Source organism: Paenibacillus sp. GCM10027630 (assembly GCF_042676305.1).
Lineage (GTDB): Bacteria > Bacillota > Bacilli > Paenibacillales > NBRC-103111 > Paenibacillus_S.
Genome location: NZ_JBHTGY010000002.1, coordinates 195,251 through 215,545, shown reverse-complemented (window position 1 = coordinate 215,545; position 20,295 = coordinate 195,251). Strand labels below are relative to the sequence as shown.

At 42.0% G+C, this 20,295-nt stretch carries 13 protein-coding genes and 7 pseudogenes; 17 read left to right on the top strand and 3 right to left on the bottom strand.

The window, feature by feature from the left end; genetic code table 11:
- The first annotated feature begins 75 nt into the window (after nt 1-75).
- The 7 genes and pseudogenes from ACFQ0C_RS02435 (at nt 76) to ACFQ0C_RS02405 (ending at nt 6,778) form a co-directional block, all read left to right on the top strand.
- Entirely contained in the window at nt 76-507 is a 432-nt protein-coding gene (locus ACFQ0C_RS02435) for an NUDIX hydrolase (protein WP_379363612.1), read from the top strand.
- A 27-nt stretch (nt 508-534) separates the two neighbouring features.
- Nucleotides 535-651, top strand: a pseudogene (locus ACFQ0C_RS02430) (GNAT family N-acetyltransferase); the annotation flags it as partial.
- A 167-nt stretch (nt 652-818) separates the two neighbouring features.
- Nucleotides 819-1,424 (top strand): DUF1349 domain-containing protein, encoded by a 606-nt coding sequence (locus ACFQ0C_RS02425; protein WP_379363610.1) that lies wholly within the window; start codon nt 819-821, stop codon nt 1,422-1,424.
- A 1,044-nt stretch (nt 1,425-2,468) separates the two neighbouring features.
- Entirely contained in the window at nt 2,469-4,478 is a 2,010-nt protein-coding gene (locus ACFQ0C_RS02420) for an asparagine synthase-related protein (protein ID WP_379363608.1), read from the top strand.
- 30 nt (nt 4,479-4,508) lie between these two features.
- Entirely contained in the window at nt 4,509-4,664 is a 156-nt protein-coding gene (locus ACFQ0C_RS02415) for a paeninodin family lasso peptide (RefSeq protein ID WP_379363606.1), read from the top strand.
- Between the two features lie 91 nt (nt 4,665-4,755).
- On the top strand, nt 4,756-5,073 hold the full coding sequence (locus ACFQ0C_RS02410; RefSeq protein ID WP_379363604.1) for a hypothetical protein: 318 nt from the start codon (nt 4,756-4,758) through the stop codon (nt 5,071-5,073).
- Nucleotides 4,985-6,778 (top strand): ABC transporter ATP-binding protein, encoded by a 1,794-nt coding sequence (locus ACFQ0C_RS02405; RefSeq protein WP_379363602.1) that lies wholly within the window; start codon nt 4,985-4,987, stop codon nt 6,776-6,778. Before ACFQ0C_RS02410 ends, ACFQ0C_RS02405 begins: the two co-directional genes overlap by 89 nt.
- A 312-nt stretch (nt 6,779-7,090) precedes the next feature.
- On the opposite strand, the pseudogene ACFQ0C_RS02400 reads toward ACFQ0C_RS02405, so the two are convergent.
- Nucleotides 7,091-7,240: pseudogene (locus ACFQ0C_RS02400) on the bottom strand (Crp/Fnr family transcriptional regulator); the annotation flags it as partial.
- Nucleotides 7,241-7,329: 89 nt separating this feature from the next.
- Between ACFQ0C_RS02400 and ACFQ0C_RS02395 the strand changes: the two are divergent.
- From ACFQ0C_RS02395 to ACFQ0C_RS02385, 3 genes are all read left to right on the top strand, one after another.
- The gene (locus tag ACFQ0C_RS02395; RefSeq protein WP_379363600.1) at nt 7,330-8,262 is read left to right on the top strand and encodes a stalk domain-containing protein; all 933 of its coding nucleotides are present in this window, start codon (nt 7,330-7,332) and stop codon (nt 8,260-8,262) included.
- A 674-nt stretch (nt 8,263-8,936) separates the two neighbouring features.
- Complete coding sequence (locus tag ACFQ0C_RS02390) at nt 8,937-9,530, top strand: transposase (protein ID WP_379363598.1); 594 nt, start codon at nt 8,937-8,939, stop codon at nt 9,528-9,530.
- A 579-nt stretch (nt 9,531-10,109) separates the two neighbouring features.
- Entirely contained in the window at nt 10,110-10,817 is a 708-nt protein-coding gene (locus ACFQ0C_RS02385; protein ID WP_379363596.1) for a DNA alkylation repair protein, read from the top strand.
- Nucleotides 10,818-11,403: 586 nt separating this feature from the next.
- On the opposite strand, the gene ACFQ0C_RS02380 is transcribed toward ACFQ0C_RS02385, so the two are convergent.
- Nucleotides 11,404-11,808, bottom strand: coding sequence for a VOC family protein (locus tag ACFQ0C_RS02380; RefSeq protein WP_379363594.1), 405 nt, complete (start codon nt 11,806-11,808; stop codon nt 11,404-11,406).
- Between the two features lie 596 nt (nt 11,809-12,404).
- On the opposite strand from ACFQ0C_RS02380, the pseudogene ACFQ0C_RS02375 reads away from it, so the two are divergent.
- Nucleotides 12,405-13,058 (top strand): annotated as a pseudogene (locus ACFQ0C_RS02375) (zinc dependent phospholipase C family protein).
- A gap of 84 nt (nt 13,059-13,142) precedes the next feature.
- On the opposite strand, the gene ACFQ0C_RS02370 reads toward ACFQ0C_RS02375, so the two are convergent.
- Complete coding sequence (locus tag ACFQ0C_RS02370) at nt 13,143-14,069, bottom strand: helix-turn-helix transcriptional regulator (protein WP_379363592.1); 927 nt, start codon at nt 14,067-14,069, stop codon at nt 13,143-13,145.
- 100 nt (nt 14,070-14,169) lie between these two features.
- Here ACFQ0C_RS02370 and ACFQ0C_RS02365 point away from each other — a divergent pair, with 100 nt between their 5' ends.
- The 6 genes and pseudogenes from ACFQ0C_RS02365 to ACFQ0C_RS02340 all read left to right on the top strand — a co-directional run bounded on the left by ACFQ0C_RS02365 (nt 14,170) and on the right by ACFQ0C_RS02340 (nt 20,258).
- Nucleotides 14,170-14,634 (top strand): VOC family protein, encoded by a 465-nt coding sequence (locus ACFQ0C_RS02365; protein WP_379363590.1) that lies wholly within the window; start codon nt 14,170-14,172, stop codon nt 14,632-14,634.
- Between the two features lie 65 nt (nt 14,635-14,699).
- A pseudogene (locus tag ACFQ0C_RS02360) lies at nt 14,700-15,875 on the top strand (MFS transporter).
- 41 nt (nt 15,876-15,916) lie between these two features.
- Complete coding sequence (locus ACFQ0C_RS02355) at nt 15,917-16,486, top strand: YdeI/OmpD-associated family protein (protein ID WP_379363588.1); 570 nt, start codon at nt 15,917-15,919, stop codon at nt 16,484-16,486.
- A 943-nt stretch (nt 16,487-17,429) separates the two neighbouring features.
- Nucleotides 17,430-17,804 (top strand): annotated as a pseudogene (locus ACFQ0C_RS02350) (radical SAM protein); the annotation flags it as partial.
- Nucleotides 17,805-17,862: 58 nt separating this feature from the next.
- Nucleotides 17,863-19,106, top strand: a pseudogene (locus tag ACFQ0C_RS02345) (MFS transporter).
- Between the two features lie 14 nt (nt 19,107-19,120).
- Nucleotides 19,121-20,258: pseudogene (locus tag ACFQ0C_RS02340) on the top strand (ATP-grasp domain-containing protein).
- Nucleotides 20,259-20,295 lie beyond the last annotated feature (37 nt).

The following is a 20,295-nucleotide window of genomic DNA, read 5'->3' as shown; positions in this document are numbered from 1 at the left end:
TTCCGAAACAAATTTAAAACATTTATCGTTTATTTAGATGGAACATTTTTACAAGAAAAATTTAGGGGGATGGATATGTCAAAAAAGTCTGTAGGAGCAGCTGCGGTCATTATGGATTCAGAAGGGCGAATTCTTTTAGTAAAACATAACTACGGAAAATACAACTGGGAACTACCTGGTGGGCTATCTGAGCAAAATGAGTCTGCGGAGAATACCGCAAAGAGAGAAGTGCTTGAAGAGACGGGGCTTGAAGCTACTGTAGGCCGTTTGACTGGCGTGTATTATGAACCCATTAATGATATGCATCATTTTGTTTTCGCTTGTAAGGTGGTCGACGATCAGCAACCACAGCCAGATGCGAAGGAAGTAACAGAATGTAAGTTTTTCAATGTGGACGATTTACCTAAGCCAATTAATGATTTTACAATTTCACGTATAAAGGATGCTTTGAATACTGATAGTGATCATTTATTCCATATCATCGGACCAAAGCAGTGGTTTGAATAATTTATGTTTTTACATAGATCCTTTAATAATATGACTCTTCATTCTCCACCAGAAAGTATACACGCCTTAAATCTTGAAGGATTGAAAAAGCCAGATGTTACATTCTGGAGCACGTGGGAAGAAGATCAATTAGTGGGTTGCGGTGGTAATGTTATTGACTTGGAATCCGTACTGGTACGATTAGAGCAAACTGTAATAGTTGGAAAGTTGGAAATTAATACTTGTTTTAGTTGAAGAACAAATTAACAGTTGTGATCGGATTTTTGTTTTCTCTAAGGACAAGCACTTCTTTTAACAAGGAGGTCGTAACGTTGACGAAGAAAAGAATGAACTGGGACAAAGGAACATGGATCAATTTACCTCATTCTGCCCGAAGTGAAGGAGAATTTCTTAAGGTTGTGCCTGAAAAGGGAAAGGATTTCTGGAGAAAGACTTTATATGGTTTTGAATTCGAGGATGGAGCGGCATTATTGGCGGATTGGGATAACAACACTGCGGTGGAGGTTTCATTTCAGCTGGGATCCTTTACAGAACTTTACGATCAGGCAGGTATCATGTTGTATCATGGACCTGGAAAATGGATTAAAACCGGGATTGAAATTAACGACGGCATTCCTCATCTTGCGGCAGTCGTAACAGATGGTTATTCCGATTGGTCGCTCGCTGGTGTGCCAGAGTGGGTCGGGGAAGAGGTCACATTACGTGCGTCTATTATGAAGGATGCCGTTATTATTCGGGCAAGGACGGAACATCATGGATGGCGTACAATTCGTGTTGCTCGTTTTCCTTACGAAAGTGGAAATCAGGCTGGTCCCTATACTTGTTCCCCAACCCGTGCTGGCTTGGAGGTGACTTTCACTCGATGGGTCTTAACGGAGCGTGATCAAGACCTACATGTGGACCCCCCCGTGGAATAAGCAAATAGTTATGAATCTAAAGGTATTTAGGGGATTCAAGCAGAAAAGTTCATGGTATGAGAAAGTTCTTTGAGCTAACGTATACAAGAATTCAATAAACAAGGAAGGCAGCCGATACAGATTGAACGGCTGCCTTTTCTTGTAATCAGGCAGGAGGTCGTGCAAAGTAAGTAAAATAAGTAGTAACTACCCAATAATCATCTCAGTAAAGGGTAGGAATTGGGGGGCACGCAACGACATCAATTATTCTTGGATCAATGCCATAAAACATCCAAAACGCTCCATTCCACCTATAACCTGAGACTTCACCGTACTCTACACGAGTCGGATAAAACCAGAAATTGTCTCCATTCAGCAGCCAGACATATGTGTATTCATATAAACAGTCAACTACATAAGACACCTCAGGTTTTGGGGGGATGAATGCAGGTGGAGGAGATTGCGGTTGTCTCATGTACACCTGTGGTTGTGGGATAAAGAACATTGAATTCCACTTCCTTTTTAGAAGTTTAAATTAAATCGTATTTCATGCTATGTGGGTTAATAACTATTTGACTGTACAGATGCCTAAGATGATGAAGAAGTCATTTGAACACATGTGGTTCATCCTCCTAAAATGGAGGAATGTTCCAACTATTTCTTCCGTTCCCGCATGCCTTAAATGGCCAACTTAGGATCGAATTAGTCCAATTTCATTTCGTTTTACGATAACCAAAGTGATGAAATCCTGCGAATGAATGAGTATTCATGAGATAAATCCTTAATACTGAGGGACGGAGAACGATAGCTGAATAAGAGTTAGGCTCATGGCTATTGGGATGGGTTGTTTTTTTGAAGAGAGGACGACTGAGGTTGCTAAGACCTATCCCCCCCGAAACATCCTAAGCATAACGTAACGGCGGATTATGGATTTGCCACACCACGGCTCAGAATCCGTGTTCTTTTAAACGAATGTTATATTGAATTTTTTTATTTCTTTATTGATAAAATAGGTATAAATCCCCTCTAATATTAACAGATTTGTAGTTACAAAAGTGTAAGGATATGCTAGAATCAGATCATATCCGAGTGTTCTTATTAAAGAACAATAATCATAAAATAAAGCGAGGCGAAATGTTGAGTGCGATTGCCGGTATCCTTGACCTGAACGATGAATATTCATCTGGTGAAATTATAGTTCCTATGATGAAAGCCCTGCAGAAATATCCTGCAGACGAAATAAATATTTGGCGCGGTGATTGCCTGTCAATGGGCTGTCATGCACAATGGGTTACACCAGAATCCATCAACGAGGGTCTTCCTCGCTATGATGCAAGCAGAGAACTTGCTATTACTGCTGATGCCATAATCGATAATAGGAAGCAACTATACGATCAGCTGGAAATTGAATACACCGCAAGGAAAACAATCACGGATTCTGAACTTATTCTCGCTGCCTACATGAAGTGGGGAAGGAGTACTCCGAAGCATTTGATAGGCGATTATGCCTTTGTTATCTGGGATAAACGCCGCCGTCAGCTTTTTGGTGCACGTGACTTGTTAGGCAGGCGAACGTTGTATTATCATCATGCGTCGACCAGGTTCGCATTCTGTACGGTTATTAATCCTCTGTTTGCTATACCCGACATACATAAAGAGCTAAATGAATCATGGTTTGCCGAATTTTTAGCCATTCCCATGATGATTGATACGATCGACGTTCACTCCACGGTTTATGATGAAATTAAACAACTGCCGCCCGCCCATTCCTTTACAGTGGCAGGGGGAGTTGTCAATATTGAGCAATACGATGAATTTGCAGCATCGTCCCCTAAGCTTAAGCTGAAGACGAATGGCGATTACGTGGATGCCTTTAGAGAGGTCTTTCAGGAGGCTGTTCAATCGAAGCTGCGAACGCATCGCCAAGTCGGCGTGAGATTAAGCGGTGGGCTGGATTCTGGCGCCGTTGCAAGCTTCGCAGCGAAACCGCTTCTTCAGGAAGGCAAGGTGCTGCATGCCTACAGTTATATCCCATCAGCAAATTTTGAAGATTGGACGCCGAGAAGACTTATTGCCAATGAAACTCCCTACATCCAGGCATCAGCCCGCCATATTGGCAATATTGAAGAAAACTATTTAGCTTTTGAAGGCCGTAATGCGATCAGTGAGATGGATACCATGCTGGAGCTGATGGAGGGGCCTTACAAGTTTTTCGAAAACTCTTTTTGGTTGACGGGTATGCTGGAGCAGTCCCAAGAACAGAATGTTGGCGTTTTGCTGAATGGGAGCCGAGGCAACTATACCATCTCATGGGGAGACCCCATTGATCATTACGCACGGTTATTGCGAACATTTCGTTGGACGAATGTTTTTCAAGAGTTAAATCACTATACACGGCTGATGCGAACGGGCAAATCAGTTGTTATCCCGATTATTGCCAAGCAAGCTTTTGCATATTTAATTAGATCGGCTCTTGCCAAGAAGAAGTCTGATATCCCGCTGGTTATCCATCCAAGCTTTGCTGCTAGAACGAGGGTTATGGATAAGCTGATGTGTCATCATGTCGGACTCACGGACTACGCTCCAGATGAGGTCACCTCAAGAAATAATCAATTTCAACACTTTTCGGTATCAAACCACATAGGCACGTCAACGACCAAGCTGTCATTGCCTTATGCAGTCAGTGAGCGTGATCCGACCAGTGATCCAAGAGTCGTTCGTTTCTGCTTATCTTTGCCACACGAGCAATATATTCAAAATGGAATCGATCGCTCCCTTATACGAAGATCGACGGAAGGTTACTTGCCCGATATGGTGAGGATGAATATTCATGCAAGGGGCGTACAGGGAGCGGACTGGATATATCGAATGCTGCCGGATTGGGGAGAGTTCAGGGATCAATTGCACAAGCTTTGCAGAGACTCTAACGCCTCGTATTATTTAAATGTTCCTCAAATCAAGCAATCACTTGAAATGCTGGGTACGGAGCCGAAGCTGGAATATGCTTTTGATCTTAATGCCCGATTATTGATGCGCAGCTTGATCGCTTATCGCTTTATACAGCAATTGTCCTAAATCGTTTTCTGTGAAAGGAGGTGATTCTATATGACAAAGCTCATGAAGCGGGAGTGGCAGCAGCCAATGTTGGAGGTGCTATCGATACAGATGACGATGGGTGGACCAAATTGGTGTAATCCTGACGCGAACAATGACGGACATAATAACGCAATCAAGTGTGAGGCTGTTCTTAATCCATCTTAATCAGTTAAATACCTACAGCTATTAGGCAGTAAGCCCGTATACTTGTTCCGAGTATAAGGGCTTATTCACGGATTGAGGCTTAAAATGTTGAATGAGGGTGCAGCAGATTGAACGTATGACGATGTCCAAGTCTCTTGACCCAATGTATACCGCTTTCGGACTAACCCTTCAAAGTGAAATTGAGCTTCGCGAGCTCCTCCGCACATCGGCACAACCGAAGACTGCAGATATGACTATCCGTCAGGGCCGGCAGCAGGCTGAATCATTAAGTCAATTGAAGCGCTCATTGTGGAAGCGACCCAAGAAGGAGCTTAACGCCTATGGCCAATATGTGGATTTATATAAGAAAATTACATCGTTACGCAGGCTTGAAGTTGTATGTGCCTCAAGTCGGCATGATGATCATTAGTATGATTGAAGGGATCGGGTTTTTCCTGCTGGCAGCCATGCTCGGTCTGATCGGGTTGTTTGATGCCTCATCGGGAGCGATCCCATTCCTTTCTACGATACTTGAACCGTTAAGAAAATTTCCTGCTGAGCATGCTTTTTCGATTACATTAGTTATCTTCCTCGTGATGTGGACAGGACAAGCTCTACTATATAGATATTTGTCGGTCATGAATGGAGAAATAAGTCATGGCTTTGTTAAGTATTTGAGACTGGAGATTTATGAATCCATCATGCGGGCAAATTGGTCATTCTTTTTAAAAAAAAGAAGATCCGATCTCATCCATAATATGACCAATGAGCTTCATCGTGTAAATTATGGGGTGTATGTTTTTCTTGGCCTGATTCTGATTGGGCTGTTCACATTGGTTCAAATTTTTATTGCGTTATGGCTGTCGGTTGAACTGACCCTAACCGTATTGCTTTGCGGTATTGCTCTTGCTTTGTATTCCCGCAGGTTTGCGAAACAATCCCGTGCGTACGGTGATCAAGCTTCATCACTGACCCAAGCTTATATGGCTGGCATGACAGACCATTTCAACGGTATCAAAGAAATCAAAAGCAATTTGATGGAGCAACAGCATGTGAGTTGGTTTCGCATACTGTGCGAGAAGATGGAGCGAAATTCCGTTCAATTTATGGGATTGCAAAATCGTTCAACGTTTTACCACAAAATAGTATCCGGTTTTTTAATTTCTTTTTTTATGTATATGTCTGTCGTATTCTATCAAGTACAAGCCGAAAAGCTTGTTTTTATTATTGTAATCTTCTCCCGTCTGTGGCCGAAGTTTGCAACCATACAGAATCATTGGGAGCAGCTATCGCAATCGCTTCCAGCCTTCAACAGCTTAATGGAGCTGGAAAAAGACTATAAGGCGGCTAAAGTAACGGAATTACAGTTTGCCTCCAAAACAGAAAACATTTGCGTAGAGCAGGCTATTGAATATCGAAACGTATATTATCGTTATGATTCAAATCAGAAGGCCTACGCGCTGCAAGATATTAGCTTAAGAATGCCGGCCAACAGCATGACGGCTATAGTAGGGAAATCAGGCGCGGGCAAAAGTACACTAGTGGATCTTTTAATCGGACTTATCGATCCGGAGAAGGGTCAAGTGTTGATTGACGGCAAGGAGCTAAGTGCGGAATTATCCATAAGATTAAGGGGAACCGTAGGTTATGTGCCTCAGGACCCATTCTTATTCCACTCCACGATTAAAGAAAATTTTTATGCAGCTGCCCCTAGTGCAACGGATGAAGAAATGTGGGAGGCGCTGCGATTCGCAGCATCTGACGAATTGATACGGCAGCTGCCTGATGGACTGGAAACGGTGATCGGTGAACGTGGCGTACGGTTGTCGGGAGGAGAACGTCAACGAATCGTATTGGCAAGAGCGATTCTTCGGAAGCCGGCTATTCTTATTCTGGACGAAGCTACAAGTGCACTTGACAGCGATAATGAAGCGATTATTCAAAAATCGATCGAGAGATTGAGAGGAAGCATGACGATTATTGTCATCGCTCATCGATTGTCCACACTTCGACATGCAGATCAGGTTATCGTACTAGATAAGGGCAGACTCATCCAGCAGGGAGGCTATAATAAGCTATCCACGGAGATGGACGGATTGTTCGGTCAGTTACTGGAAATCCAGAAAGTAAAATAAGGAAGGAGCAATCCAAAGGAATGGCGATCCAAATAGAAATAGGACGATCAGGGCACTGCTACTGTTTCGTCCTATTTCTATACGCAGTGATTAAGCTGACAGACGTCTTGACTTTGGACCGCGCCTTAGCGAACAAGGTACTTTTCCAACACCGTATATCGCCACAAAGAGGTAGTTTGATTACCCCTGAGGACGAGTGCCGAGCCCCAAGCCTGTAGAAGTCGCTATCTTGATAAGCCGAAGAAGAAGGTGATATATATAATAATAAATCTGTCGGACGACACAAACATTGTCCGTTTCAAGGTCGCATTTCATGAAGTTAATGATTTTAACATTTGGTAGAGCAAAGTGTTGTATGAATGCAGTGAAGGTCGGACAAACAAGTTCATTGGTTGCTTTGTCTATTACTGGTCTAGTGACCGCATTATTCAAGAAGCCTTCGGCAGTAAAACCGCCTGTTAGCGGCGCCGTTTTGCAACTTCCGGTGTCTTTTTGCGTCTAAACTCGGTAGTGCGTTACATGATTTTTTTAAATCAGGAGGAGATTGTCGAATGAGGAAATATGCGATAGGATTCGTCGTTGGCGCCATTTTGGCCGGTGCGACGGCGGTTTATGCAGATAATGCCATTAATGCGGTGCTATTCCCGGCGAAATATGAGGTTAACGGCGAAGCAAAGCAGCTGCCTGACGGCTACTCGACCATCAATGTGGACGGGCATGCGTATGTTCCGATCCGTTTTGTCGCTGAAAGCTTGGGCGCCGTAGTTGCCTACGATCACGACAGCACGACGATCCAAGTCGACAACGACTTTCACGTCACGAACATGAACAGCGGTATTCGCGCCGGCCATCTGCAGGTAACCAAAACAGCCGAAGGATCCGCGGTCGAAGGCAAGCTGTTTGTCGGGCAGGATCACTGGGAAGCGATGGCGGACTCGCGAAAAAGCGGCATTGCTCCGGGAAGCGACGTTACGGTTACGGGAGATCTTTTATTCTATGACGACCAGGGCAAGTATATAGGAAAAGTGCCGATCCAAGCGGCGTTCGTCGCCAAGGGCGATCAGATTCGCGATTTCAAGGCGACGGCCGATCGCGACGTGACGGGATATGCATTTGCTTCGCTGGCTAATGTAGGTCCGGTTCCGATGGGGCTGCCGGTTCCGCCTACCGTCGATGTCTACGATTCGTCGAACAGACTAGGCGTCGGCGATTTCCGGATGGCCGCGCAGGACGGTTTTACGAAAATACGCGGCTGGGTCAGCCTGAAACAAACGGGCAATTACCGATACGATGCCACACTGAACTTCTATGATGCGGCTGGCAAGGCACTTGGTACGGCGGAATTGAAGCAGACGGGCAGCGGCAGCGCCGAAAGTTTCACCGCGACGACATTCGAAACCGCAGGCAAGGGCGATTTTACCGGATACAAATCCGTATCTGTAACGGTAAATACGTTCGAGCCGACCAGCGATCCATCGAAATAACGGCTTCTGCTGCATCGTTAGGAGCAGGCCAAGCGCTTCGCCGCATTTGGTCTGCTCCTCTGCCTTCGTCACCCACCGCTGTTAGCTTTCTAAAGATTTACTTGGCTTTCTGCTGACCGTTTGTTGGGTAAACGAAAAAAACTGTGAGTAAGAGGTTCCCATGAAGGCTAATCCTTCCATGTTGAATAAACTTAATGGCCTGGAAGCAAAGGAGAGGTTTGCACTAAACATTCCTGTTGAGCCTAAGAAATTGGCTTTGTAAAAAAAGGAGCGCCTAAGGTATGATGATGGGTTTGTCCACTACACCATCAAGGAGGCGCTCTTACTATGAAGTTTAAACAAACCGACGGACAAAATCAACGAATTGAACAAATTACTACTTCGCATCTCGTCGTTGGGATCGACATGGCCAAAGAAACTCATGTGGCACAGTCCACAAATTTCCGAGGAATCGTCATTTCAAAACGACAACCCTCAAGACATTTCCTAGCCCACAAGATTTGGAAACGTATACAGTGCCGGATGTAATCCATGCTTGGCGAGTCCATATGCAGCGCGCTGGGGGTTCTACGGGGATAGAGAAGGCCGCACAGCTCATCGCACAGGCCAAANCTCAAGACATTTCCTAGCCCACAAGATTTGGAAACGTATACAGTGCCGGATGTAATCCATGCTTGGCGAGTCCATATGCAGCGCGCTGGGGGTTCTACGGGGATAGAGAAGGCCGCACAGCTCATCGCACAGGCCAAACGCAGTGTCGGAGATCGAACCGCTGTAGAGGAATCGAATATGAACGAGTTACCACTATGCTTGAGGAGATTGAAAAAGATATCGAAGCTCTGCTTACTGAGATTCCAATGGCGCAGCAGATTCGTACCATAAAAGGTCTCGGAAAGATCTTCACAGCGGCCATACTAGCTGGCACAGGAGATCTAAGACAGTATGCACATGGACGTCAGGTATTACGAAAGGCAGGCCTAAATTTGGCCGAAAGTACGTCTGGAAAGCGAAAAGGGCGAATTATTCTTTCGAAACGAAGAGACTCGGCTTTGCGAAAATATCTCTATCTCGCGACGGTTCAGCTTGTTTGGAATAACCCTGTATTCCGGCATCTTCATGAGCATACTTTGCAAGAAAAGAAGATGAAAAAGCAGCAATCCATATTTAAGTTAATTGGAAAGCTAGCACGTATTCCAGTTGGAATTGTTCAGCGAGGAGAAAGTTTCACGCCTGAGAAAACCGTCCTGACCTGGACAGAAGCAGCTTAAGTTAAGAAGCATCACGTATATTGACTCGTTCGTAGGATTTCACAAAGAAAGCACGGAGGACCGAGTTCGTGTCCCAAAAGGGCTAAGACCCATCCGCTAAACGCTATCGGTCTCCACACCTTGGACAGGTATGACGAAGGAATGTAAGGGTAGCGACCCGTTGAGATCTGGGAGGGTGAACCTCCAGTGGATTTGTGGAGTATGCGTGCAGTATAAACTAACTGGGGGATATTTCCTGATAGTTCCTTTATTTCCGTATGCCCAGCCCACCACCTCAACCGGTCTTATCCATGCCTCTTCTTAAGATTGACCGGATTCCAGGTGACGAAATCCTGCGAATGAGTGAGTAAATGTGAGATAAACCCTTAAAACCGAGGGACGGGAAACGTTAGCTTAATCAACAACAATGACGCGGCTGCCGGCATGGATCGGCAGCCGCGTTGTACGAACGGGCAGGATTGCGTGGTGGCAGCAGGCGGTTTTTTATGGGATATAGTTCCATGTTAAACTACTTAAAGTGTAGGATTCATCAAAGTGCCAGATAGGGCAAAAACTCCAAGTAGAAGGAAGTGTTAAAGAATGAATCTAGAAATGGTTATGCAGGAGCTTGAAGCTCTTGCCAAGGAACGAATTAAGAAAATGTACATATCCAATGGCGCGAGAGAGCCGCTTCTTGGCGTAGCGACAGGCGAGATGAAGCCGATTTTCAAGAAAACCAAGCTCAATCAATCTTTGGCGGAGCAGCTTTATGCCACAGGGAATTACGACGCCATGTACTTTGCCGGTATCATTGCTGAACCAAACGCAATGACTGAGGCAGATTATGATCGTTGGATGGATTCAGCGTATTTTTATATGTTGTCTGATTTTGTGGTGGCTGTCACTTTATCGGAAGCGGATATTGCGCAAGATGTTGCCGATAAGTGGATCGTAAGCTTCGAAGATTTGAGGATGTCAGCAGGCTGGAGTTGTTATTGCTGGCTGTTGGGTAGTCGTCCGGACAGTGAATTTTCCGAAAGCAAGCTCGCCCTGATGCTTGAGCAAGTGGAAAATACGATTCACGATGCTCCTGAGCGAACGAAATATGCCATGAATAATTTTATATATACAGTGGCGACTTCCTATTTGCCACTCCATGATAAGGCGGTCGCAACTGCGAAGGCAGTATGCCCGGTAGAAGTCAAAAAAGACAAGGGAAAAAGCAAGTATCTAAATGCTTTCGAAAATATTCAAAAGGCAGAAGCTAGAGGGCAACTTGGTTTCAAACGCAAACATGTAAGGTGTTAAAATATTATTTTGCATAATCAGGTGTAAGCCTTACTGTCAAAAGATGGTGTCTTTAACAGGCACCACCTTTGTCGAGTGACAAGTGCCCTGTCATGGGGAATGCTGGTGATTATGATGCATGGCGTAAAAAATGATTGAATTAACGCAGAACGATACTTGAAACTGCTGCCGATCATTATCGGTAGCCCTGGGGGCAAATAAATGGGTTGGAGACCTGATCTTTCCACACCGTTATTAAATCGTTGGAGAAACTCGCCCAAAAAAAGGAGGCGTTTAGCATAGAGGATAAGTCTCCAAAAAGAGAACTCCAGGAAGACGTTCGTAGTAATTCCATTAACCACTTTTATTACCGGCTGGGAAAGCTATTTGAGATTAAAAGAAACATTTTTTGGAGCTATGCGGAAGTCGATAACAAAATATATTTAGACAAAGAGGGTCGCGAAATAGATCCATTTCTCAATAAATAATGAAGACCTAAATAAAATGAAGAGACCATAGCTCGTTGCTATGGTCTCTGGTATCTTTCTATGAAGCGGTCAGTAAAATTACAAACTATCTAATTCGCCTCACTCACTTCAACTGTCCGTCAACGCCTACCGCTGAACCGTTTGATCGCTTCCTCGGTCACCGGTGCGAAGAGGTTAATCAGGTTGCCATCAGGATCGCGAAACAGTACAGCACGGTTCCCCCACGGCATCGTGGTTGGTTCCTTTACCCACTGGTCGACAAACGGCTTCAAGCGCTCGTATTCGGCATCGACATCGTGGACGCGGAACTCGATGATGACAGTGTGATTGTCGGCCGCCACTGCGGAACCAGCGCCGAACAGTTGTACCGTCTGGGAGTGGCCGATCGCCAGGGTACACGATGGCACAACGAGTTCGGCAAAGACGGGCGCGGGGCGTTCCGCCGAAACGCCCATGACTTTCTCATAGAACTCGACGAGACGATCCACGTCGTCGGTAATGATGCGTACAGAAGCAAAATTCACGAGATACCATCCTTCCTATAATAAATTATACAATAACGTATCATATCATTTTGGACCAAATACTTCGCATTTATCCCCCACTCCCTTACGGTTACTTACTTCGATTATAAAAAAATGCTACTGACAACAGTATGTCAGTATTGTTTTAAAAATTTTTTTGGCTTCCTCCGGAATTCGATTTCGGAATGCATCAGTACACGATAGCTCAATAAACAACCAAAACGCGGCTGCCGGCATCGATCGACAGCCGCGTTACGCTAACCGGCAGCATAACGTAACTTCTAGTGCATGATAATGTATTGATGTTAGTGAAAACATTAATCGGATGTGATTTTATAAAGTATCTTAAAGAGAACTTCGGTGACATATTTATTGGAGGATTTGGGTTATACGCTCTATTTGAAGTGATAATGGGACTGATGAACGGAAGAATTACACTAAGCCAACCAGGGGGAGGAAAATCAATAATTTTTAAGCTACCATGAAAGAACAGATTGATGGCTAACGGTCAATTTAACGCAGCTTTGATTCGGTGTGCCACTGCTAGGAAAATAGTGGTAATATAGTTTTATTAATTGGATAACGGGGGCGATAGTATGGGTTCAAGAATAATGCATTTAATTATTGCAAATAAAATTGCAGCGCGTCTGTCGATAGAAGATAGAACGTCTTTTTTACTTGGAAGTATTGCTCCAGATGCTGTTGCAACTAAAAACGAATCGCATTTTTTTATAGGTGAACATCAAGACTATTCTAGAAGTGTTGATTATAAAGGATTTTTGAATAAATCTAGTTCGCAAGCAGAAAGTCTTTATATATTGGGATACTATACACATTTGATTGCTGATGAAATATGGCTGAAAGGTTTTTACCTACCTTGGCTGAGAAACAGAATGGATGCCGATAAAGAAATACATGGTTTATACCATAATGATTTCAGATTATTAAACGGAAAATTACTAGAACACTATGGTCTTAGTGATGAATTGAGAAAGACGCTATATTACATACCAACAATCAATGATTTACAAGAGGTTTAGTCCAAAGATGTAGAAGAGTTTGTTCCTTTTGTACTGGGAGATATGGAGTACGAAAAGGAAGTAATAAACCAGAAACTTAATGTATTTATGTTTGATCAAATTGTAGGTTACATAGAAACATCAGTTGATATGGGGTTATTAAATTTAAAACAGGCTGCAATCCTACATCGGCTGCACATTGCTCGCGAATGGTTAACCGCTCATCATTAACGACTTTTAGTGTCTCTTATAGTGTAGGTCGCTTGGTGGCAACTTCTCTTTGGCTTATTGAAGTAACGGGCCAACATTTTGATGTTAATGGGAGCATTTTGAAGTATAAATCTCCACCATTTTATTCAAATAATCTTGAAATTCTTCAACATAGGTTTTGGGCTCTACGATTTTCAGATTTGTACCGAAGCTCGCTAAAAATTGAAATCCAATACTGTTGTGCGGAACATGGATTGTTGCTAATAAATAATCAGTGCTATAGTTTTCAATGCTCTTTCGACCGTACCTTTCAATGAATTGATCTTTTATGCCAGGCGAAATCAACGCCTTGACTGCGACTAGTTCAGGTTGATAACTTGCTTCCTGCTCTTGTTCCAACAAATCATCTCTAGGGCTAAACGTTTGTTCATTTATATTAAGATGATCGATCCGAGATAATTTAAACATTCTATATCCTAGACGTTGTAAACAGAATCCTTTCAGATACCAACTCGTTTCGCTAAAATGAAGCTGATAGGGCTCGATAGTTCTTTTCGTCGCAGTGCCATTTTTATCTATATAATCAAATGAAACTAATCTTCTCTTTAATATGGCTTCCTGACATGTCCTCAAGGTTTGACGAATCTCAGACCGACCCTCCCAATCATAAAAAGATAGTTGAATTGAACCTTTCGGAGCCAATGGGCTAACCATGGCTTCTATTTTTTTGATCGTCATTTCAACTCCTTCGCTAATTAGAATTTGTTCCAATCCGCCGAGTGCAGTCAATATATTCTCTAAGTCGGAGCTGCTTAAAAGACGTTTATCAACCTTGTATTCATCCATAATGCCGTAGCCGCCATGAACTCCAATGACCGAATAGATCGGGATGTTTGATAAACTCAAGGATTCCATATCGCGAAGAATCGTTCTTTTGGAGACGTTAAATAATTGCGCGAATTCTTTGGTGGAAACGACATCTTTTTTCAGCAAGATCATTATGATAGAGATTAGTCTCTCAACCTTTTCCATCGGTTCCCCTCTTTTTTTAAATTTAGTATGAAACGATGACATAAAGCTGTCACCTATTATAGATTATACTACATTTATAACAAGAAGGAGGTTATGCTTTATGTCAGCTATTGCATATTTAAACTTTGATGGAATTGCAGAACAAGTGATTGAATTTTATTCGGAGGCTTTAAAAGCAATTGAAGTAAAAAAAGTGAAATTTGGGGATATCCCGCAAGATCCAAACTACCCAATGCCGGAAAATGAGTTAAATATGATCATGGAGTCTTCCATAGAATTCGCAGGCGGGAAAATCATGATGTCGGACATTTTGCCTTCAATGAAGGCAGTAACAGGCGAGCTGGTGAAAGGAAATAATATTCTGATTAGTCTAGTCATCGATGATAAGAAAAAACTGAAAGAATACTTTAGTCATTTGTCCCTTGGCGGTCATGTCATCATGCCGTTATCCAATACTCCTTGGTCTTCGTGCTTTGGAATGCTAGTTGATAAATTTGGAGTTAATTGGAAATTCAATAGCGACGCAGATCAGTTTCTTGATAAGGTAATATCCAACAAACAGTAACTCATTATGAAAAATGGTCTTGCAACTGAAGGCCATTTTTTTATACACCAATGGAGGCACGATTTATGAAAAATAGCTACTCTTCACTTATCTTTTTTCTGGCTTTAGGTATATTTGGCATCATAACAACTGAAATGGGCATGATCGGAGTTCTTCCCCAAGTCACTCAAAAGTTTCACATAGCGCCCTCGGAGGCCGGGTACCTTGTGAGTGCATTTGCTTTTATCGTTGCCATTTCAGGCCCATTCCTAACATTACTCGCTTCCGGCATGAATCGAAAAGCGATCTTACTATCCGCTATCCTGATGTTTGCCATCTCTAATTTGGTGTATGCTTATACTACAAGGTTCGAAGTTATGCTGGCCTTCCGGATTGTTCCTGCGTTTTTTCATCCTGTCTTTTTTTCGATTGCACTTGCGACCGCTGCCAGCCTTGTTCCTCCCGAAAAGAGCGGCAAAGCGGTCACTCAGGTTATGGCCGGAGTAACCGTTGGATTCGCTTTTGGCGTACCGATTACATCCTATCTCTCCACAAAAATTTCGCTGGAAGCTGCTTTCCTGTTTGGAGCTATTGTGAGCGTCATTGCCTTTATAGGCATACTGGTCTGGCTGCCTTCAATGCCTGTTAAGAAAAGAATGTCTTTCGGCAAGCATCTCGGCATATTGCGCGAACCTCAATTGTGGTTAACGATCTTGATCGTGGTGATGATCTTTACAGCGATGAGTTCGGTTTACAGCTACTTTGCCGAATATCTCGGAGAAGTCACCCAAATGAACGGTACCTGGATTAGCGTGATGTTGATGATCTTTGGCGTCACCATGATTGCAGGAAACTTCTTGTTCGGGTTCTTTCTGAACAAAAGCATGACAAAAACGGTTATCCTGTTTCCTCTCGTATATGCGGTCATTTACTTATTTATTTATTATTGGGGTTCTCATTTTTGGCCGATGGCGGTCATCGTATTTGTGTGGGGAGCTGTGCATTCCGGGGGGCTTATTCTAAGTCAAGCCTTGTTAATGACTGATGCGAAAGAAGCTCCCGAATTCGGTAACAGCTTATTTGTTTCCTTTTCTAATGTTGGCATTACGGTAGGGACATGGATCGGCGGCTTGTTTATTTCTCAATTGGGCGAGCATCAACTTATCTGAGGCGGTATTATAATTTTGTTGTTTGCATTCTTACTGATCATGATAAAAGCAGCAATTTCCAAATCATATGTTGAGAAAGTAAGCATGAATTAACGGATATATGATAAATGTAGAAAGGAAATCTTTTTTCAAATATGGAAATGGATAATTTAATTCCCCTAAAATCGAGAGAAGAGTTGAGGTTTTGGCTACAGGAAAATAGTAAGACTGGAAAATCTTGTTGGGTCTTGATTAGTATGATACCCAAATCGGATACGCTCTTATATTTGGACGTGGTCGAGGAAGCTTTGTGCTATGGATGGATCGATGGAGTCAAGAAGAAAATATTTGAAACGGAGCTGGCTCAGAGACTGTCCCCTCGAAGCAAAAAAAGCTCATGGACTGAATTGAATAAAGAACGTGTCCGCCGCCTCGAAAAGTTAGGGTTGATGACAGACGAAGGAAGAAAGGTACTTCCTGATATGGATTACGATTCTTTTCGAATCGATCCGGTTATAGAGCAAAGGCTGAAAGAGGAAAAGCATGTATATGAGAATTTCAAGGCATTACCGGATCTGTATAAAAGAGTTCGGATCGACACGATACAAAGCATAAAAAATCAACCGGAGTTATTTGAGAGCAGATTAGACAAATTCATAGCAAACACGAGAGAAAACAAAATGTACGGTCAATGGAATGATAATGGACGTCTACTAAATAATTAAGATGCTCTGGGGCAATTATCAAACCTTTAAGCCAGCCGGATGCTCTACAAGTTCAAGTAACACCAAAATCGCCGTTTTGTTCATGTTTTTCACCTGTTTATGATTGAATTTTTGTGACATTGTAATGAAGCTTGGCTAACTTTCTGCCCCGCTAACATTAGGCTAAAACAAGAATCGCTCCAGGAAAGGAAAGCCTGTCACCCATTAAGCCTCTCTTGAGACATCGCTGTCTTCCCACGCAATAAGTATGGAACCCGAAAAGCCAAGGTTAACGGAATGAGTTGTTCTTTAATACAACTCATTTCACGAAATCGTTTAAAAAACATGGGAATAAAGCCCCTATGGAGTATCGTAAAAATCATAACGAACTAATCCAATAAAATAGGTTGTGGGACACAATAGTTTAATTGTATTTAGGCTGCCGTAAAGCAGCCTTTTTTCTCAACCTACGGGCAGGATAATGGAATAATACGGGGGGGGGGGGGATTCAGCGGCAGGCGTCGTATATCTCCATAATCCTACTTTTGATGACGGAATTATTAAGTTTGGTCTGAAGACCTATCCGACTCACTATCGGACGTAGCACTGCTAAATTTGCAATAGGGGTACCGCGAGCATTTCAGAAAAAACCATTCTAAGCAAATTTGGATAAGAAAAGAGCAGAATTTAATCCCGTTAAGAGTAAATTGGTTAAGAAATTGATGTGTTCCCAATCTAAAGGCCCTCCTGTTTTGCCATACATAACTCTCATATATTTTTATCATAAATTGCTTTTATTTGATTTTGTAATCTTGCTCTTATATTCCCAAATCCGTACAAATGATGAATTTTGGGTTTATACTAGGTTTCCGTGGAGGTGATTACATGAGAAAACAAAATAAGCCAACAGTTATAAATGCAACAGACGAAGTCAATTTAGCTGATGAGAGATGGCGGGCTATCCCCAATCGAACTCAAGGAGAAAATTACGCAGTCTTTACTGGAAATTATGATAGACAATCCCCCGGACTTCCTGCTTGTTCAAACACGAAGCCCGCTTGTCCGCAGGGACATGAAGATGCTGCAACAGTTGGGAACCAAAGTTCGGGTAAGTATGATAGTAGAGACCGATAGGGAAGATATTCGCAAGCATTTTGCGCCCTATGTCCTACTGCTTGCCGAATTCGGTATTCCTGCACAGGTTGCCATCGCACTCGTATTACCAAGTAGCAAGCGTTTTGCAGAAATATTGCGTCCCTTGGTTAACCGAGTATGTATTGACGATTATTTTATGGGGGACGGCAGCGGTGGTAAACGAACACACAAGGACATTAGATGAAAGATAGCTTTCGTCTGATCTTATTTAAATCGTAAACTTGAATTTATAGAGGTGTATTATGAAAAATAAAAAATATTTTAATTTTTACAAGCTTTGGCTAGGACAGTCTATAAGTTTGTTAGGTACCCAGTTTACTGTAGTAGCTTTGCCACTTTTTGCATTAGAGGTGCTAAAAACAAGTGAGGCGGATGCTGCCTTGCTTCGTGGGATTATATTCATACCCTACCTAATTTTCGGATTAGTAGCCGGTGCTTTGATAGACATCCTTCATAGAAAAAAGGTTTTGCTAATTTGTAGTATATGTCAAGGCGTTTTACTTTTATCAGTATTCATAATGGCTGTAACAAATAACATAACGTTCCCTTTATTGGTGTTTCTCATGTTTCTAAATGGAATATTTACCACGTTTTACAACATTGCAATTCCTTCTTTCTTACCGGAAATATTAACAGATAAAGACAACTTAAAAAAAGGAAATGCTCAACTAGCCCTTTCGGAGTCTCTTGCTATAGTAATTGGTACTATGCTAGCAGGAATCGTTATTACTCTAGTTGGATTAACAGGCTCATTCACTGTTGACGCAGTAACGTATTTTGTTTGTTTTGTGTGTGTATTATTTATTTCAAGGTTTAAACCACATACAGAGGGCTCTTTAAAAAACGTAAATATAAAATCTATATATAAAAACATATATGAAGGGTTGAAATATTTTAAAAACCACCCTGTATTGGAACCAATTGTAAGCTGGGGCGCTGTTTACGGTTTTTTTAAATATATACTAAACAGCATTTTAGTAATATTCCTTTATAAGGTAATAGGTCTATCTGAACTTGAAATAGGCTTTGTTGTAGGTTCGGCAGCGGTGGGATTTTTAATAGGCAATACGATACTCCTAAAAAAAGTCAACAAGTTAATAATACAAAAATGCTTATTTATAGCGCTACTGTATCAGTTCTGGGTCTGTCCTTTATACCCATAATGGGATATTTGGGAACCGTTTACGGTATAGTGGCTGTAAGTATCATACATGGTATGGGAGAAGGTGTATTTGCCCCTTACGCTGAAACCATACGACAACTTGCCTCACCAAGTCACATGCTGGGCAGAGTAAACGCTGTACAGCGTACGCTTAATTGGGGAGCTTGGGCATTAGGAAGTTTTTCTAGTGCATTTTTAGTTTCTATATTTGGGCTTCAAACTACGTTATTTATAGGTGGCTTCGGAACAGCATTGTGTTTAATAGCGTTGTTAAGGCGAGGCGTATTAAAAGGAACCAACATTGAATATACGAGTTCAATTTAGAGGAGATGATTATGATGTATAAGGTATTAAAAGGAACTGACATAGAAAATACACCACACGTTTTATTTATAGGGGGATGGACAAAGCCTATACAAGATGCTTTAGACAGGGGATATACTTTTTCGTATATAGGGTCTTACACTAAACACATATATTTCGATGGAACTATCTTAGAAAAGTGTTTCTATAAAAAAGAAATAGACACAACAAACATACCCGTGTGTGTATACTATGCTGAAGAATTGTACAAAGAGAAACCTTTTGATATGGTTGTATCTTTCAACGAAGTAGCCTTAGATACGGCTTGCATAATTGTAAAGATTTTTGATGTTAAAGGATTTTCTTACAACGCTAATATGATAACCCGCAATAAAGACATGATGCGTGAAATTCTAGCAGGTAAAGACTTTTCGATAGATTCGATAGTTTGCAACAACATAAATTTTAGTGGAAGAGTACGTTGAAGGTGACGTAGTTTATACGGTCGAAGCCGTTTCATATAACAAAAAACATTCTATACTAGCTATATCAGCTGAAATATTTAAAGAAGATACGTTTATAATAAACTATACTATTATGCCGGCACCTATAGATGAATCTCAGAAAAAATTAATCATGGAAAAAGTAATGCTATTTTTGGACGACATGCAGCTGGAAGACGGCATTACTCATACAGAGGTAAAGATAGACAAACAAAATAAGCCAATAATCATAGAGTCTCAAGTCAGGTTAGGTGGCGGTAATATTTGGAAAATGGTAGAACTAACAACCGGTATATCTCAATTTGGATACTATTATGATGCGTTAGCTACTAAGACTATAGATGAATTTAGACGTGTACCTTCAAAATGTCAAGCCATGTCTTTAAGCTTGATTCCCAAACCAGGTTGCTTAAAAGAAATCAAGTATAAAGGGTTAGCTAACATATCCGAGGTCGTATTAATTGATCTATTAGTAAAAGAGGGCGACACCATACCAACAATTGTAGACAGTACTCAACGCAAAGGATATATATTATTTACGGCTAATGATATAAAACATATGTACGAAGCTGCAGATAAAATATGTGACAATATAACGTTTGTTTATCAGGATTTGTCAGAATGGAAGCCTTCTTTTAAAAAAATATTTAAAAAGGAATTTGGCACATGACTGGTCTATGTCAAGAAAAAGGACAAAAAAGTCATTA